This window comes from Amycolatopsis sp. lyj-90 (genome assembly GCF_046549035.1).
GTDB lineage: Bacteria > Actinomycetota > Actinomycetes > Mycobacteriales > Pseudonocardiaceae > Amycolatopsis.
In genome coordinates, this window is sequence record NZ_JAJPWP010000010.1 from 105,784 (window position 1) to 120,687 (window position 14,904).

Here is a 14,904-nt window from a genome sequence, read left to right on the forward strand (position 1 = left end):
CGCGATCCGGTGGCCGGGGAAAATCGGTGGCCGGGTTGGGCAGAATGGGGGCATGAGCTGGACCTTCGAAGTCACCCCCGTCGATCACCCGGACGCCGCCCAGCTGCTGCGCGAGTACCTGGACGAGATCGCGTCCCGCTACTACGAGCGCCAGGTCGGTGAGGAAGAGCTCGACGACCTGCTCGAGAAGAACCACAGCCGGGACATGGTCCCGCCGACCGGTGCCTTCCTCCTCGCGTGGCGCGACGGGGTGCTCGCCGGCTGCGCCGGACTCCGGGTCATGACGCCCGAGATCACCGAACTCAAGCGAGTCTTCCTCCGGCGGTCCGAGCGCGGCAAGGGCGGTGCGTCGCTGCTCGTGGCCGCCGCCGAGGACGTCGCCCGCGGCCTGGGGGCCACGACGATCCGCCTGGACACCCGCAGCGACCTCGTCGAGGCGAGGGCCTTGTACACACGCCTCGGCTACGACGAGGTCGAGCCCTTCAACGACGACCCCTACGCCCACTACTACTTCGCGAAGCCCCTGGTCCAGGCTTTGTCGGATCGCGTTTAGCCCGCTAAACGCGACGTGGACCGGCGCGGGCGCGGGGCGTAGGTCGCCTTCGCGAGGAGGGAGCCGGCGAGGACGGGGGTCAGGCCGATCAGCAGCAGGAAGACGCCCGTGTCCTTGCCTTCGATCAGCGGATGCCACCACAGCGGCGTCACGGCGATGTCGACGACGTCACCCCGCTCCGGAAACGTCCCGAACGACATCCACCACAGGTCCTTGACCTCGTGCGTTTCGCCGTCGAGTTCGTAGGTGCCGTCCACCAGGTTGCTGTTGCCACAGCTGGTGCAGCTCGACGTGCCCGCCTCCGCCCGCAGCGTCGCGGTGACGGTGAGCCGCGCCTCGGGAGCGAGCCCGGTCAACGCGGTCAGCGAGTTCACCGCGAGCGCCAGCCCCGGCAGCACCAGAGCGAGCGCGACGACCGAACGCGCCACCAGCGACAGTGAGGACAGCGGCTGACGGCCGGCCGCTTCCCGTCGCCGGTTGAGCGGACCGCGGAGCCCGGCGAGCGGACCTCGCCGTCCGCCGAGCCATCCGGCGTCGCTCGTGTCGGAAGCCGCTGCGACGGCACGGAAGTCCGCATCCTGCCAATCCACTGTGGACGCCAGGACAGCGAGACGGCGGGAGTCGGCGAACATCATTTCTTCGGTCAGCGTCCCGGCCTCGGCGACCCACAGCGAGCCGCCGTGGAAAGCCACTTCGCGGACCCGGAACCACGGATCGCCGTCCAGCAGTTCACGGAAAGCCGAGGTGAGCAGCGTGCGCGCGAACTCCGGATCGGACGTCGTCACGGTGAACCGGCGGTCGAACTCCGTGCCGGTCTCGAACCGTTGCAGCAGCGCATCCGGCTTCGGCGCCCCGACGGTGTTCCGCGTGATGCGGGCGTCCTCCAGCGGTGTGAACCGCTCCGGCTCGAAAGCACCCGTATTGGGCGTGATGACGACCGACGGCACGGCGGGCGTCCGAAGCTGGATCAGGGCGTACGTCCCGTCCATCAGGTCAGCTGTCCTGGCCAGCTCCGGGAAGCCTTCCGAACCACCGAGCCGGTACTCGACCCCCAGCAGCCGATGCCCGTTGTGCTCGAACTCGACCGCCGTCACCACGGACTCGGGGGACGCGTGGGTGACGGCGATGCCGCGCTGGGGGAGGACGCCGAAACTCGGCTCGCCGGACCCGTCGAGCCTGCGGATCCACGTCTTCTGCCGGTAGCCACGCCACGCCGCTAGCGCCGCGATGACGAGCGGGAACGCGAACCACAGCCAGCCGGGCACCGAGCTGCCGGATCCCGCCGAGAGCCAGTACAGCGACGTCTCGGAGACGAGGATCCCGCAGAGCGCGTAGCTGACCGCCGCGGCGGTCGGCCGCCGTCCGTCGAACCGCCCGCCGAGCAACAGCAGCGTCAGAGCCAGGGCGTACCCACCGGCGACGAGCCACGGCCCGGCCTGATCGTCCATCGGGCGACCCTACTGGTCCATGTCGAGGTTCTCGCGGGTCTCCTCTTCGCTGTGATGCCCGCCGGTGCGGCCGTACTCCTGTCCGGCGATGGTGGTCCTCGAGTTGTCGATGGTCTTGTTCACGAAGTCGAAGCCGGCCTTGCCCGCGTACGCCGACCCCTTCGAGATGTCGGCCGGGTTGACCCCGACCACCTGCTTGATCGCCTGGTTCGGCACGCCCTTGAGGACGTCCGCCGCGGCATCGCCGAACGTGCCCAGCTGCGTCTTGGAGCCCTTGGCGATCGCGCCGACGATCGACTTCTCCTGACCGGGCGTCATCCCGATCTTGCCTGCCCTCGTCAGCTTCGAACCCTGTTTGACCAGGTCATCGGTCCACTTGAGCATGAAGCCCATGAACTTGTCGAGCAGCTTGCCGAGCTTCCCGAGGTGCTTGGTGATCTTGCCCATCGCGCTCGCGGCCTTGGCGATCGTCGCGGTCATCGCGGCGGCCACCGAGGAGCCGAGGCTGACGATGGACGCGGCCAGCGCGGGCAGCCAGATGTAGATCGCCCAGGTGACCAGCTCGGAGATGATCGATTTGACGACCTCTTCGATGACGGTCATCACCATCGACCACATCTGCAACGTCTCGGCCACCGTGCCGGCGCTGTTGCCGATGCCCTTGATGCCGACGGCGAAGTCGCCGAGCGCGTTGCGAGCGGCGTCGCCCGCGTCGCCCACCCACTCCTTCAGCGACTCGTCGCCGGTCTTGACGAAGTCGTCGGCCAGCGTGACGAAACCCTTGGCGATGTTGCCGAAGTTGCCCGCCGCGGTCTTGAGTGCCGGACCGTCCCCCGTGACGAAGTGCAGCGCGTCCTGCAGCGGCTGGATCAGCTCGATCAGGATGTTCAGGCCGTTGCTGACCAGCCAGCCGACCGGGTCGAGCACGAAACTCGCGAGGTCCGCGCCCGCGCCCGCGATGAACCCGGCGCCGTCCTGCACCAGCTGCCCGCCCGCGGCCGCGAGGTCGCCGGGGCCCTGCGCGGTGCTGAACTTCTCGTAGGCGTTGGCCACGGTGGTGACGCCCTTACCCGCGACCGGCACCTTCTTCGCCGCGTCGAGCGCGTTCTTGCCGAAACTGTCGTCACCCGTGATCTTGACGCCGCCGGCGATGCTCGCCTTCTCGTCGGTCATGCCGTCTCCCAGCTCACTTCGGTCCGTCGATCTTGGCTTCGTACTTCCCCAGGGTGATCGTCGCGTCGGTTTCGAAGCCGTTGTAGATCGACGCCGCCTGGTTGAGCTTCCCGGAGAAGGCATCGACCCCGGTCTTCATCAGTTCGAGCAGTTCACGCAGATCGGCGAGCTTGCCCGTGTAGGTCTGCTTCACCGCGAGGCCGATCAGGCCCCACGACTTGTCCGTGACGTCGGCCTGGTCGACGAGGCCGCCGAACTTGCCCGCCTCGTCCTTGTAGTAACCGAGGTTGTTCGCGTAGTCGGTCAAGGCCTGCGTCTTGACCGCGTGCCCGCCGGCGCCTGGTCCGGTCATCAGTGGTCCTCCTCGTCGAACAGGTTCTTGAGGAACTGGTCACCGGCCGAGTTCCCGCCCGCCGGCGGCTGGCCGGGAGTCGCTTCGTCCGACCGCCGGAGCACCGTCTCCTCGCTGAAGTCGTCCTCGTTCCGAGGGCGGCGGGCGGGGCGGGCGGCCTCCGGTGGTGGCTCCTCCGACATCTGAGACCGCAGATCGGCGGCTGTGGTTCCCAAAGCTTCCGCTTGGGCTTCGAGTACCTGTTCTTCGACGTTCAGATGGAAGGTCCCGCCGAACTGCTCGTCGACGATCCCCGCCTGCTTCCGCGCCGCGTCGGCCACCGCGGTGTGCAAAGTGGACAGAATGGCGGCGGCGAGCTGTTGTGGTTGCTGCCTAAGGGCTTCCGGGCTCAGGCGAATGTCCTTGACCGACCCGCCCGGCCCCGCGACGACGGTGACCGAACGGTCCGGCGACGCCGCCACCGACTCCAGTTCCGCCAGTTCCGCCTGCATTTCGCCGACCTTCGCGAACTGCGTTTCGGCCTTCTTGATCTTGGACTGGAACTTCTCGAATTCCGCGACCAGCTGTTCGAACTCGGCCGACATGGACCCTCCCGTGCTTGCGCTGCGTCAACCGGTCATCACTGTGACCGGTGTCATCGTGACCCATTCACCGCTTGGACGCGCTGGTGTGCTTTCCGGATCCATCCGGCTCACCCGTCAGGGGAATAGGTAGCGTGGTTCGCCGAGTAAGGCGGTATCAGCACAGTGAGGGGAGGGCGTCGTGGACGCCGAGCAGCAGGAAAGCACCGAGGAACCCCGGCGGGGGAGTCACGCGGCGCCGGAGGGGGCTCCCGTGCATCCGTTGATCGACCTCAACCGGGATCCGCATCCGGGCCGGGCGGATCACGCCAAGCCCGACGAGGAATGAGCCCTCTGCCGTAGGGGCCGACGAGGAATTAAACGGCCCGAAACGCCGTTCCATCAGGGTGGCCGCGGCGTGACGCCCGGCACGATATAGTTATCGACCCCCCGATTTGGTCGCCCTGTCAGTGGGCGGGTATCTTTGGAGACCGTGCCCGGCAGGCGTCGGGCCGTCCCGTGTGCCGTGCGGCATGAACGGGGTGCTCAGGCATCCGGTTCCAAGGCTTCGCCAACACGGGATCCGACGGAAAATCCCTACGGGAAGTTACCGGTCGAAAGACCGTGACGCGGGCCGACACGCCCGACCGCGGGGGCCGGAGACAGACACGTAGTAGCAAGATCGCGAACAGAAAGCTGGTCCATTGCCCACGATCCAGCAGCTGGTCCGTAAGGGCCGCCAGGACAAGGCTGCCAAGCAGAAGACCGCGGCCCTCAAGGGGAGCCCGCAGCGGCGTGGCGTGTGCACTCGCGTGTACACCACAACCCCCAAGAAGCCGAACTCGGCGCTTCGCAAGGTCGCTCGTGTGAAGTTGACCAGCGGCATCGAGGTCACCGCCTACATTCCCGGTGAGGGCCACAACCTGCAGGAGCACTCGATGGTGCTCGTGCGTGGTGGTCGTGTGAAGGACCTTCCGGGTGTCCGTTACAAGATCATCCGCGGTTCGCTCGACACCCAGGGTGTCAAGAACCGTAAGCAGGCGCGCAGCCGGTACGGCGCGAAGAAGGAGAAGAGCTAATGCCCCGCAAGGGTCCGGCCCCGAAGCGGCCGCTGATCTCTGACCCCGTCTACGCATCCCCGCTGGTCACCCAGCTGGTGAACAAGGTGCTGAAGGACGGCAAGCGGTCCCTGGCCGAGCGCATCGTTTACGGCGCCCTCGAAGGAGCTCGCGAGAAGACCGGCACCGACCCGGTCGTCACGCTGAAGCGCGCCCTCGACAACGTGAAGCCCACCATCGAGGTGAAGAGCCGCCGCGTCGGTGGTGCCACCTACCAGGTGCCGATCGAGGTCAAGCCGGGCCGTTCGACCACCCTCGCCCTGCGTTGGCTGGTCTCCTTCTCCGCGGCCCGCCGCGAGAAGACCATGATCGAGCGCCTGCAGAACGAGCTCCTCGACGCGAGCAACGGCCTCGGCGCCAGCGTGAAGCGGCGCGAGGACACGCACAAGATGGCCGAGTCCAACAAGGCCTTCGCGCACTACCGCTGGTGATGACCGCCCGGCTGCCGATCAAAGCCTTGCCGGGCCCCAATTTTGAGACAGGGGAACACTCTCGTGGCACGTGAAGTGCTGACCGACCTGAACCAGGTCCGCAACATCGGCATCATGGCCCACATCGACGCCGGTAAGACCACCACCACCGAGCGGATCCTGTTCTACACCGGGGTCAACTACAAGATCGGTGAAGTCCACGATGGCGCCGCCACCATGGACTGGATGGAGGAGGAGCAGAAGCGGGGTATCACCATCACCTCGGCTGCCACCACCACCTTCTGGGCCGATCACCAGATCAACATCATCGACACCCCGGGTCACGTCGACTTCACCGTCGAGGTGGAGCGTTCGCTCCGCGTGCTCGATGGTGCCGTCGCCGTGTTCGACGGCAAGGAAGGTGTCGAGCCGCAGTCCGAGCAGGTCTGGCGTCAGGCGGACAAGTACGAGGTTCCTCGTATCTGCTTCGTCAACAAGATGGACAAGCTCGGCGCGGACTTCTACTTCACCGTCCGCACCATCGAGGAGCGCCTCGGCGCCCGCCCGCTGGTCATCCAGCTGCCGATCGGCGCCGAGAACGAGTTCGAAGGCGTCATCGACCTGGTCCGCATGAAGGCGCTGACCTGGCGCGGCGAGGTCCAGAAGGGCGAGGACTACGCCGTCGAGGAGATCCCGGCCGAGCTCGCCGACAAGGCGGCCGAGTACCGGGAGAAGCTGGTCGAGGCCATCGCCGAGACCGAAGACTCCCTGATGGAGAAGTTCCTCGAGGGCGAGGAGCTGACGGAAGCCGAGCTCAAGGCCGGTATCCGCAAGCTCACCGTGAACCGCGAGGCGTACCCGGTGCTCACCGGTTCCGCCTTCAAGAACAAGGGCGTTCAGCCCATGCTCGACGCGGTCATCGACTACCTGCCGTCGCCGCTGGACGTCCCCGCCGTCGAGGGCACGCTGCCCGACGGTGAGACCCCGGTGCTGCGGAAGCCGTCCGTCGACGAACCGTTCGCCGCTCTGGCGTTCAAGATCGCCGCGCACCCGTTCTTCGGCAAGCTGACCTACATCCGGGTGTACTCGGGCAAGGTCTCCTCCGGCGCGCAGCTGATCAACGCCACCAAGGAGCGCAAGGAGCGCATCGGGAAGCTCTTCCAGATGCACTCCAACAAGGAGAACCCGGTCGAGGAGGCCCAGGCGGGCCACATCTACGCGGTCATCGGCCTGAAGGACACCACCACCGGTGACACCCTCGCCGACCCGCAGAACCCGGTCGTCCTCGAGTCGATGACGTTCCCGGCGCCGGTCATCCGCGTCGCGATCGAGCCCAAGACCAAGGCCGACCAGGAGAAGCTGTCCCTGGCGATCCAGAAGCTGGCCGAAGAGGACCCGACGTTCCAGGTCAACCTGGACGAGGACACCGGCCAGACGATCATCGCGGGTATGGGCGAGCTGCACCTCGAGGTGCTGGTGAACCGGATGAAGTCCGACTACAAGGTCGAGGCGAACATCGGTAAGCCGCAGGTCGCCTACCGCGAGACGGTGCGCAAGACGGTCGAGAAGCTCGACTACGTGCACAAGAAGCAGACCGGTGGTTCCGGTCAGTTCGCGAAGGTCATCGTCAAGCTCGAGCCGCTCGAGTCCACCGACGGTGCCCTCTACGAGTTCTCCAACAAGGTCACCGGTGGCCGCGTGCCGCGGGAGTACATCCCGTCGGTCGACGCGGGCGCGCAGGACGCCATGCAGTACGGCGTGCTGGCCGGCTACCCGCTCGTCGGGTTGAAGTTCACCTTGTTGGACGGCGCGTACCACGAGGTCGACTCTTCGGAAATGGCCTTCAAGATCGCCGGCTCCATCGCGATGAAGGAAGCCGCGCGGAAGGCCAACCCGGTCATCCTCGAGCCGTTGATGGCCGTCGAGGTCACCACGCCCGAGGACTACATGGGCGATGTGATCGGCGACCTCAACTCCCGCCGTGGCCAGATCCAGGCCATGGAGGAGCGCGCCGGTACCCGTGTCGTCAAGGCACTGGTCCCGCTGTCGGAGATGTTCGGTTACGTCGGTGACCTGCGGTCGCGTACCCAGGGGCGGGCCAACTACTCCATGGTGTTCGACTCCTACGCCGAGGTTCCCGCGAACGTCGCGAAGGAAATCATCGCGAAGGCGACAGGGGAGTAGTTCCCTCTCGCTCGCGGGCATAAGGAAAACTCCTGAACGTCCGCACCACCCACCGAGAAACGAATCTCCGTCCGACGACAGCCACGTCGGCCGGTGAGTAAGCAAAACAGTCCAGGAGGACATTCCAGTGGCGAAGGCGAAATTCGAGCGGACCAAGCCGCACGTCAACATCGGGACCATCGGTCACGTCGACCACGGTAAGACCACTCTGACCGCGGCGATCACCAAGGTTCTGCACGACAAGTACCCCGAGCTGAACACGGCGTCGGCGTTCGACCAGATCGACAACGCGCCGGAAGAGAAGCAGCGCGGCATCACGATCAACATCTCGCACGTCGAGTACCAGACCGAGAAGCGTCACTACGCCCACGTGGACGCCCCCGGTCACGCGGACTACATCAAGAACATGATCACCGGTGCGGCGCAGATGGACGGCGCGATCCTCGTGGTCGCGGCGACCGACGGCCCGATGCCGCAGACCCGTGAGCACGTGCTGCTCGCGAAGCAGGTCGGCGTGCCCTACATCGTGGTCGCGCTGAACAAGGCCGACATGGTCGACGACGAAGAGATCCTGGAGCTCGTCGAGCTCGAGGTCCGCGAGCTGCTGTCCTCCCAGGACTTCCCGGGTGACGACGCTCCGGTCGTCAAGGTCTCCGGCCTGAAGGCCCTCGAGGGCGACGCCAAGTGGGGCGAGAGTGTTCTCGAGCTCATGGCGGCCGTCGACGAGAACGTGCCGGACCCGGTGCGTGAGCTCGACAAGCCGTTCCTGATGCCGATCGAAGACGTCTTCACGATCACCGGCCGTGGCACGGTCGTGACCGGCCGTATCGAGCGTGGCCGCGTCAACGTGAACGAAGAGGTCGAGATCGTCGGCATCAAGGAGAAGTCGACCAAGACCACCGTCACCGGTGTCGAGATGTTCCGCAAGCTGCTCGACCAGGGTGAGGCCGGCGACAACGTCGGTCTGCTGGTCCGCGGCATCAAGCGCGAGGACGTCGAGCGCGGCCAGGTCGTCGTGAAGCCGGGCACCACCACCCCGCACACGGAGTTCGAGGGCTCGGTCTACATCCTGTCGAAGGACGAGGGTGGTCGTCACACCCCGTTCTTCAACAACTACCGCCCGCAGTTCTACTTCCGCACGACGGACGTGACCGGCGTGGTGACCCTCAAGGAGGGCACCGAGATGGTCATGCCGGGCGACAACACGGACATCAGCGTCGTGCTGATCCAGCCGATCGCCATGGACGAGGGCCTGCGTTTCGCCATCCGTGAGGGTGGACGGACCGTCGGCGCCGGCCAGGTCACCAAGATCACCAAGTGATTTAGACGCCCCGCCCGGGGGCATTACACCCCCGGGTAAGGGGCGTCAAATCACGTGTGCGACACTATTCAGGTTGCTCGTCCTGGGGCGGCCGAATCCGCGGTTCTTTCCGAACACGGGTTCCGGCCGCCCTGGTATGAGTAGCCATGGTCCGTGGAGCTCTTCCTTCGGGTGAGGCCAGCGGGCGCGGCGGTTGAGACGGCACGGCCGGATCACTGCCTCCTCACATGAGGAAGACCAGGAAGACGAAGATCCCACGGGATCCGTCTGTGCGTCGGGCACGACACGCCCGACCGCGTGGACCGGAGACAGGGCCGTTGAACTGGGAAAACCTCAGGCACGACCGAGGTTTGAAGAGACAAAGCGGCACGAGACGACAAGGAACGCAGCCACCATGGCGGGACAGAAGATCCGCATCCGGCTCAAGGCCTACGACCACGAGGCGATCGACACCTCGGCGCGCAAGATCGTCGAGACGGTCACGCGCACCGGCGCCCGTGTTGTCGGGCCGGTGCCGCTGCCCACCGAGAAGAACGTTTACTGCGTCATCCGCTCGCCGCACAAGTACAAGGACTCGCGCGAGCACTTCGAGATGCGCACGCACAAGCGTCTGATCGACATCCTCGACCCGACGCCGAAGACGGTCGACGCGCTCATGCGCATCGACCTGCCGGCGAGCGTCGACGTCAACATCCAGTAGCGGCTGGCGAGCGGCGGAGAGTAAGAGACTCATGTCTGACAGGCAAGTGAAGGGCATCCTGGGCACCAAGCTCGGCATGACCCAGGTCTTCGACGAGAACAACCGGGTCGTCCCGGTGACCGTCGTGCAGGCCGGCCCGAACGTGGTGACCCAGGTTCGGACCCAGGAAACCGACGGCTACAAGGCCGTGCAGCTGGCTTTCGGTGCGGTCGACCCGCGCCGGGTGAACAAGCCGCGCACCGGCCACTTCGACAAGGCGAGCGTGACCCCGCGTCGTTTCCTTGCGGAGCTGCGTACCACCGACGCCGAGACCTACGAGGTCGGCCAGGAGATCACCGCCGAGGTGTTCGAGGCCGGTATCGAGGTCGACGTGACCGGTACCAGCAAGGGCAAGGGCTACGCCGGTGTCATGAAGCGTCACGGCTTCAAGGGCCAGGGCGCGAGCCACGGTGCCCAGGCCGTGCACCGCAAGCCCGGCTCGATCGGTGGCTGTGCCACCCCGGGTCGCGTCTTCAAGGGTCTGCGCATGGCGGGCCGGATGGGCAACGACCGGGTCACCACGCAGAACCTGACCGTGCACGCGGTGCGTGCCGAAGACGGCCTGCTGCTGATCAAGGGCGCCGTGCCCGGTCCCAAGGGCGGCCTGCTGTTCGTTCGCAGCGCCGCGAAGGGTGGTAACTGAAGATGAGCAGCGTCGAGCTGAAGACCCCGGCCGGTAAAGCCGACGGCACGGTCGACCTCCCCTCGGAGATCTTCGACGTGCAGGCCAACGTGCCCCTGATGCACCAGGTCGTGGTGGGCCAGCTGGCCGCCGCGCGCCAGGGCACGCATGACACCAAGACCCGCGGTGAAGTCCGCGGTGGTGGCAAGAAGCCGTACCGTCAGAAGGGCACCGGCCGCGCCCGCCAGGGTTCGACCCGGGCACCGCAGTTCACCGGTGGTGGCGTCGTCCACGGCCCCACGCCGCGTGACTACACCCAGCGGACCCCGAAGAAGATGAAGGCCGCCGCTCTCCGTGGCGCCCTCTCCGACCGGGCCCGTGCCGGACAGCTGCACGTCGTCACCGAACTGGTGACCGGCGAGAAGCCGTCCACCAAATCCGCCAAGGCCGTCATCGCCGCGGTGACCCAGGCCAAGCGCGTTCTCGTGGTCCTGCACCGCGACGACGAGCTGAGCTGGAACTCGCTGCGGAACCTGGCCGAGGTCCACATCATCACGCCCGATCAGCTCAACACCTACGACGTGTTGGTCAACGACGACGTGGTGTTCACCAAGGCCGCTTACGACGTGTTCGTCGCCGGTCCCGTCAGGGGCAAGGGCGCGAAGGCCAGCGCGCGGTCGAGCGAGGTTGAAGGGAGTGACGAGCAGTGAGTGCGATCGCCATCCCCGATCCCCGCGACATCTTGCTCGCGCCGGTGATCTCCGAGAAGTCCTACGGACTGCTTGAAGACCACAAGTACACGTTCGTGGTTCGCCCGGACGCCAACAAGACCCAGATCAAGATCGCGGTCGAGAAGGTGTTCGGCGTCAAGGTGGTCAGTGTCAACACCCTCAACCGCCAGGGCAAGCGTAAGCGGACTCGCGCCGGCTTCGGCAAGCGCAAGGACACCAAGCGCGCCATCGTGACTCTTTCGGCTGAGAGCAAGCCGATCGAGATCTTCGGCGGACCCACCGCGTAAAGGACTGAGCTGACACATGGGCATCCGCAAGTACAAGCCGACGACCCCGGGTCGTCGCGGTTCCAGCGTCTCCGACTTCGCCGAGATCACTCGGTCCACCCCGGAGAAGTCGCTGCTGCGTCCGCTGAGCAAGACCGGCGGCCGTAACTCCAGCGGCAAGATCACCACCCGTCACAAGGGTGGTGGCCACAAGCGTGCGTACCGGCTGATCGACTTCCGCCGGAACGACAAGGACGGCGTTCCCGCCAAGGTCGCGCACATCGAGTACGACCCCAACCGGTCCGCTCGTATCGCGCTCCTGCACTACGCCGACGGCGAGAAGCGCTACATCATCGCCCCGGAGAAGCTCAAGCAGGGTGACACGGTTGAGAACGGCCCCCGCGCCGACATCAAGCCGGGTAACAACCTGCCGCTGCGCAACATCCCGGTCGGCACCGTGATCCACGCGATCGAGCTCCGCCCCGGTGGCGGCGCGAAGATGGCGCGGTCCGCCGGTGCCAAGGTGCAGCTGGTGGCGAAGGACGGGCCTTACGCCCAGCTTCGTCTCCCGTCGGGCGAGATCCGGAACGTCGACGTGCGCAACCGCGCCACCATCGGCGAGGTCGGCAACTCCGAGCACTCCAACATCAACTGGGGCAAGGCGGGTCGTAACCGCTGGCGCGGCAAGCGCCCCACCGTCCGTGGTGTCGTCATGAACCCGGTCGACCACCCGCACGGTGGTGGTGAGGGTAAGACCTCCGGTGGTCGCCACCCGGTGAACCCGAACGGAAAGCCCGAAGGCCGCACCCGCCGCCGCAAGGCCTCCGACGCCATGATCGTCCGCCGCCGGCGTACCGGCAAGAAGCGCTGAGCAGGGAGGTAGAAGAACATGCCACGTAGCCTCAAAAAGGGCCCCTTCGTGGACGACCACCTGCTCAAGAAGGTGGACGTTCTCAACGAGTCGGGCAAGAAGACCGTCATCAAGACCTGGTCGCGACGCTCCACGATCATCCCGGACTTCCTGGGTCACACGATCGCGGTGCACGACGGTCGCAAGCACGTCCCGGTGTTCGTCACCGAGGCGATGGTGGGTCACAAGTTGGGCGAATTCGCCCCGACTCGGACCTTCAAGGGCCACATCAAGGACGACCGCAAGTCGCGCCGCCGCTGAGCGGGCACGAGAGAACAAGGAAGCTAGCGATGAACGCCCAGAACGACGTGGCCGAGGCATTGCCGACGGCTTACGCGCGGGCTCGCTTCGTCCGGGACTCACCTACCAAGGTGCGCCGGGTGATCGAGCTGATCAAGGGACGTAGCGCCGCCGACGCCTTGGCCGTGCTCCAGTTCGCCCCGCAGGCGGCAAGCGAGCCGGTCGCGAAGGTGCTCGCCAGCGCCGTGGCCAACGCCGAGAACAACCTCGATCTCGACCCGGACACCCTCTGGGTCAAGAACGCCTACGCCGACGAGGGCCCGACCCTCAAGCGCATCCGTCCGCGGGCCCAGGGCCGCGCGTACCGGATCCGCAAGCGGACCAGTCACATCACCGTCGAGGTGGAGTCGCGTCCCAAGGCCGAGGCCAAGAAGGCACAGGGCAAGAAGAAGGCAGGTGGCCGGTAGTGGGCCAGAAGATCAACCCGCACGGCTTCCGCCTGGGTATCACCACGGACTGGAAGTCGCGTTGGTACGCCGACAAGCAGTACGCGGAGTACGTGGCCGAGGACGTCAAGATCCGGAAGCTGCTGTCCACGGGCATGGAGCGCGCCGGGATCTCCAAGGTCGAGATCGAGCGCACCCGTGACCGTGTCCGCGTCGACATCCACACCGCCCGGCCGGGCATCGTCATCGGCCGTCGTGGTGCGGAAGCCGACCGGATCCGCGGCGCGCTGGAGAAGCTGACCGCCAAGCAGGTCCAGCTGAACATCCTCGAGGTCAAGAACCCCGAGGCCGACGCCCAGCTCGTCGCTCAGGGTGTCGCGGAGCAGCTGAGCAACCGTGTGGCGTTCCGCCGCGCGATGCGCAAGGCGATCCAGACCTCCATGCGTTCGCCGCAGGTCAAGGGCATCCGCGTGCAGTGCGGCGGTCGTCTCGGCGGTGCCGAGATGTCCCGCTCCGAGCACTACCGCGATGGCCGCGTCCCGCTGCACACGCTGCGTGCCGACATCGACTACGGCTTCTTCGAGGCCAAGACGACGTTCGGTCGCATCGGCGTGAAGGTGTGGATCTACAAGGGCGAGCTCGTGGGTGGACTCAAGGCCCGTGAGGCGCGCGACGCCGCCGCGGCCGCCGAGCGCGCCCCGCGCCGTGACCGTGGTGACCGCCCGACCCGCCCGCGCCGTTCCGGTGCGTCGGGTACGACGCCGACCTCGACCGAAGCCGGTCGGGCCGCTGCCGCCGCCAAGAGCGACGACACCGCCCCCGCGGCCACCGAGGCCCCGGCTGCTGAGACTGCAGAAAAGACGGAGGGCTGACACGTGCTCATCCCGCGCAGGGTCAAGCACCGGAAGCAGCACTCCCCGAAACGCCACGGTGCCGCCAAGGGCGGTACGAAGGTCAGCTTCGGCGAGTACGGCATCCAGGCGCTTGAGCACAGCTACGTGACCAACAGGCAGATCGAGTCCGCTCGTATCGCCATGACGCGTCACATCAAGCGTGGCGGCAAGGTGTGGACGACCATCTACCCGGACCGCCCGCTGACCAAGAAGCCGGCGGAAACCCGCATGGGTTCCGGTAAGGGTTCGCCCGAGTGGTGGATCGCCAACGTGAAGCCGGGCCGCGTCATGTTCGAGATCTCGTTCCCGAACGAGGAGACCGCCCGTGAGGCGCTCCGTCGCGCGATCCACAAGCTGCCCATGAAGTGCCGCATCGTTACCCGTGAAGGTGGTGAGTTCTGATGGCGAAGGCTGGTATCGCCCAGACGTCGGAGCTTCGTGAGCTCACCGCGGAAGAGCTTGTCCTGCGTCTGAAGGAATACAAGGAGGAGCTCTTCAACCTCCGCTTCCAGATGGCGACCGGACAGCTCGACAACAACCGCCGTCTGCGCACCGTCCGCACGGACATCGCGCGGATCTACACGGTCATGCGCGAGCGTGAACTCGGCCTGTCCGTTTCCCCTGACGCCGAGAGTGAAGGTGCCGCATGAGCGAGCAGCCCACCGAGGCGGCCGGCCGCAACGACCGCAAGGTCCGTGAGGGCTATGTCGTCTCGGACAAGATGAACAAGACGATCGTGGTCGAGCTCGAGGACCGCAAGAAGCACCGTCGTTACGCCAAGGTTCTCCGCAGCACCAAGAAGGTCAAGGTGCACGACGAGAACAACGAGGCGGGGACGGGCGACAAGGTCACCTTGATGGAGACCCGCCCGCTGTCGGCGACCAAGCGCTGGCGCCTGGTGCAGATCGTGGAGAAGGCCAAGTAAGTAGGGCTCTTTT

At 66.4% G+C, this 14,904-nt stretch carries 21 protein-coding genes; 17 read left to right on the forward strand and 4 right to left on the reverse strand.

Translation table 11 applies throughout. The features are described from left to right. The first annotated feature begins 52 nt into the window (after positions 1-52). A complete protein-coding gene (locus ACLJPX_RS33505) occupies positions 53-553 on the forward strand; it encodes a GNAT family N-acetyltransferase (protein ID WP_410604424.1) in 501 nt (166 codons plus the stop codon). Here the strand turns inward: ACLJPX_RS33505 and ACLJPX_RS33510 are convergent. From ACLJPX_RS33510 to ACLJPX_RS33525, 4 genes are read right to left on the reverse strand one after another with little or no spacing between them, the layout of a single operon-like run. Next, a complete protein-coding gene (locus tag ACLJPX_RS33510; protein WP_410604425.1) occupies positions 550-2,001 on the reverse strand; it encodes a hypothetical protein in 1,452 nt (483 codons plus the stop codon). The two genes, ACLJPX_RS33505 and ACLJPX_RS33510, sit on opposite strands and share 4 nt — an antisense overlap. Positions 2,002-2,010: 9 nt before the next feature. Beyond that, entirely contained in the window at positions 2,011-3,174 is a 1,164-nt protein-coding gene (locus ACLJPX_RS33515; protein ID WP_410604426.1) for a hypothetical protein, read from the reverse strand. 13 nt (positions 3,175-3,187) lie between these two features. Further along, positions 3,188-3,526: a hypothetical protein gene (locus ACLJPX_RS33520; protein WP_410604427.1), complete on the reverse strand. Its 339-nt coding sequence runs from the start codon at positions 3,524-3,526 to the stop codon at positions 3,188-3,190. Continuing rightward, on the reverse strand, positions 3,526-4,110 hold the full coding sequence (locus ACLJPX_RS33525; protein WP_410604428.1) for a YbaB/EbfC family nucleoid-associated protein: 585 nt from the start codon (positions 4,108-4,110) through the stop codon (positions 3,526-3,528). The genes ACLJPX_RS33520 and ACLJPX_RS33525 overlap by 1 nt, the downstream gene beginning before the upstream one ends. A gap of 178 nt (positions 4,111-4,288) precedes the next feature. Here ACLJPX_RS33525 and ACLJPX_RS33530 point away from each other — a divergent pair, with 178 nt between their 5' ends. The 16 genes from ACLJPX_RS33530 (at position 4,289) to rpsQ (ending at position 14,891) form a co-directional block, all read left to right on the forward strand. Continuing rightward, on the forward strand, positions 4,289-4,435 hold the full coding sequence (locus tag ACLJPX_RS33530) for a hypothetical protein (protein ID WP_020633314.1): 147 nt from the start codon (positions 4,289-4,291) through the stop codon (positions 4,433-4,435). A 355-nt stretch (positions 4,436-4,790) separates the two neighbouring features. Then, positions 4,791-5,165 (forward strand): 30S ribosomal protein S12, encoded by a 375-nt coding sequence (gene rpsL / locus ACLJPX_RS33535; protein ID WP_003102113.1) that lies wholly within the window; start codon positions 4,791-4,793, stop codon positions 5,163-5,165. Further along, positions 5,165-5,635, forward strand: a complete 471-nt coding sequence (gene rpsG / locus ACLJPX_RS33540) for a 30S ribosomal protein S7 (RefSeq protein WP_005166770.1) — start codon at positions 5,165-5,167, stop codon at positions 5,633-5,635. Before rpsL ends, rpsG begins: the two co-directional genes overlap by 1 nt. A 63-nt stretch (positions 5,636-5,698) precedes the next feature. Then, positions 5,699-7,798 carry an elongation factor G gene (fusA, locus tag ACLJPX_RS33545; protein WP_101612164.1) on the forward strand — a complete coding sequence of 700 codons (2,100 nt, stop codon included), beginning with the start codon at positions 5,699-5,701 and terminating at the stop codon, positions 7,796-7,798. A 127-nt stretch (positions 7,799-7,925) separates the two neighbouring features. Continuing rightward, positions 7,926-9,119 (forward strand): elongation factor Tu, encoded by a 1,194-nt coding sequence (gene tuf, locus ACLJPX_RS33550; protein ID WP_101612165.1) that lies wholly within the window; start codon positions 7,926-7,928, stop codon positions 9,117-9,119. 394 nt (positions 9,120-9,513) lie between these two features. Then, entirely contained in the window at positions 9,514-9,819 is a 306-nt protein-coding gene (gene rpsJ / locus ACLJPX_RS33555; RefSeq protein ID WP_003102098.1) for a 30S ribosomal protein S10, read from the forward strand. 31 nt (positions 9,820-9,850) lie between these two features. Next, entirely contained in the window at positions 9,851-10,501 is a 651-nt protein-coding gene (gene rplC, locus ACLJPX_RS33560; protein WP_061979959.1) for a 50S ribosomal protein L3, read from the forward strand. Between the two features lie 2 nt (positions 10,502-10,503). Beyond that, positions 10,504-11,190, forward strand: coding sequence for a 50S ribosomal protein L4 (gene rplD, locus ACLJPX_RS33565; RefSeq protein ID WP_410604429.1), 687 nt, complete (start codon positions 10,504-10,506; stop codon positions 11,188-11,190). Beyond that, a complete protein-coding gene (gene rplW / locus ACLJPX_RS33570; RefSeq protein ID WP_101612167.1) occupies positions 11,187-11,498 on the forward strand; it encodes a 50S ribosomal protein L23 in 312 nt (103 codons plus the stop codon). Before rplD ends, rplW begins: the two co-directional genes overlap by 4 nt. A gap of 16 nt (positions 11,499-11,514) precedes the next feature. Next, positions 11,515-12,348: a 50S ribosomal protein L2 gene (gene rplB / locus ACLJPX_RS33575; protein ID WP_410604430.1), complete on the forward strand. Its 834-nt coding sequence runs from the start codon at positions 11,515-11,517 to the stop codon at positions 12,346-12,348. 18 nt (positions 12,349-12,366) lie between these two features. Then, a complete protein-coding gene (rpsS, locus tag ACLJPX_RS33580) occupies positions 12,367-12,648 on the forward strand; it encodes a 30S ribosomal protein S19 (RefSeq protein ID WP_026468892.1) in 282 nt (93 codons plus the stop codon). 29 nt (positions 12,649-12,677) lie between these two features. Continuing rightward, positions 12,678-13,094 carry a 50S ribosomal protein L22 gene (gene rplV, locus ACLJPX_RS33585; protein ID WP_005166780.1) on the forward strand — a complete coding sequence of 139 codons (417 nt, stop codon included), beginning with the start codon at positions 12,678-12,680 and terminating at the stop codon, positions 13,092-13,094. Continuing rightward, positions 13,094-13,945: a 30S ribosomal protein S3 gene (gene rpsC, locus ACLJPX_RS33590; RefSeq protein ID WP_101612169.1), complete on the forward strand. Its 852-nt coding sequence runs from the start codon at positions 13,094-13,096 to the stop codon at positions 13,943-13,945. Before rplV ends, rpsC begins: the two co-directional genes overlap by 1 nt. Before the next feature lie 3 nt (positions 13,946-13,948). Further along, positions 13,949-14,368, forward strand: coding sequence for a 50S ribosomal protein L16 (gene rplP, locus ACLJPX_RS33595; RefSeq protein ID WP_004558864.1), 420 nt, complete (start codon positions 13,949-13,951; stop codon positions 14,366-14,368). Next, positions 14,368-14,616 (forward strand): 50S ribosomal protein L29, encoded by a 249-nt coding sequence (gene rpmC / locus ACLJPX_RS33600; protein ID WP_076163005.1) that lies wholly within the window; start codon positions 14,368-14,370, stop codon positions 14,614-14,616. Before rplP ends, rpmC begins: the two co-directional genes overlap by 1 nt. Next, positions 14,613-14,891 (forward strand): 30S ribosomal protein S17, encoded by a 279-nt coding sequence (gene rpsQ / locus ACLJPX_RS33605; RefSeq protein WP_101612170.1) that lies wholly within the window; start codon positions 14,613-14,615, stop codon positions 14,889-14,891. Before rpmC ends, rpsQ begins: the two co-directional genes overlap by 4 nt. Positions 14,892-14,904 lie beyond the last annotated feature (13 nt).

Bases quoted from the DNA above. Each gene is read 5' to 3' on its own strand.
- rplC (WP_061979959.1), top strand. From the start codon at position 9,851: ATGTCTGACAGGCAAGTGAAGGGCATCCTGGGCACCAAGCTCGGCATG.
- ACLJPX_RS33525 (WP_410604428.1), bottom strand. From the start codon at position 4,110: ATGTCGGCCGAGTTCGAACAGCTGGTCGCGGAATTCGAGAAGTTCCAG.
- ACLJPX_RS33510 (WP_410604425.1), bottom strand. From the start codon at position 2,001: ATGGACGATCAGGCCGGGCCGTGGCTCGTCGCCGGTGGGTACGCCCTG.
- rplB (WP_410604430.1), top strand. From the start codon at position 11,515: ATGGGCATCCGCAAGTACAAGCCGACGACCCCGGGTCGTCGCGGTTCC.
- rplD (WP_410604429.1), top strand. From the start codon at position 10,504: ATGAGCAGCGTCGAGCTGAAGACCCCGGCCGGTAAAGCCGACGGCACG.
- rpsJ (WP_003102098.1), top strand. From the start codon at position 9,514: ATGGCGGGACAGAAGATCCGCATCCGGCTCAAGGCCTACGACCACGAG.
- rpsS (WP_026468892.1), top strand. From the start codon at position 12,367: ATGCCACGTAGCCTCAAAAAGGGCCCCTTCGTGGACGACCACCTGCTC.
- ACLJPX_RS33520 (WP_410604427.1), bottom strand. From the start codon at position 3,526: ATGACCGGACCAGGCGCCGGCGGGCACGCGGTCAAGACGCAGGCCTTG.
- ACLJPX_RS33515 (WP_410604426.1), bottom strand. From the start codon at position 3,174: ATGACCGACGAGAAGGCGAGCATCGCCGGCGGCGTCAAGATCACGGGT.
- rpsQ (WP_101612170.1), top strand. From the start codon at position 14,613: ATGAGCGAGCAGCCCACCGAGGCGGCCGGCCGCAACGACCGCAAGGTC.
- rpsG (WP_005166770.1), top strand. From the start codon at position 5,165: ATGCCCCGCAAGGGTCCGGCCCCGAAGCGGCCGCTGATCTCTGACCCC.
- rpmC (WP_076163005.1), top strand. From the start codon at position 14,368: ATGGCGAAGGCTGGTATCGCCCAGACGTCGGAGCTTCGTGAGCTCACC.
- ACLJPX_RS33505 (WP_410604424.1), top strand. From the start codon at position 53: ATGAGCTGGACCTTCGAAGTCACCCCCGTCGATCACCCGGACGCCGCC.
- rplV (WP_005166780.1), top strand. From the start codon at position 12,678: ATGAACGCCCAGAACGACGTGGCCGAGGCATTGCCGACGGCTTACGCG.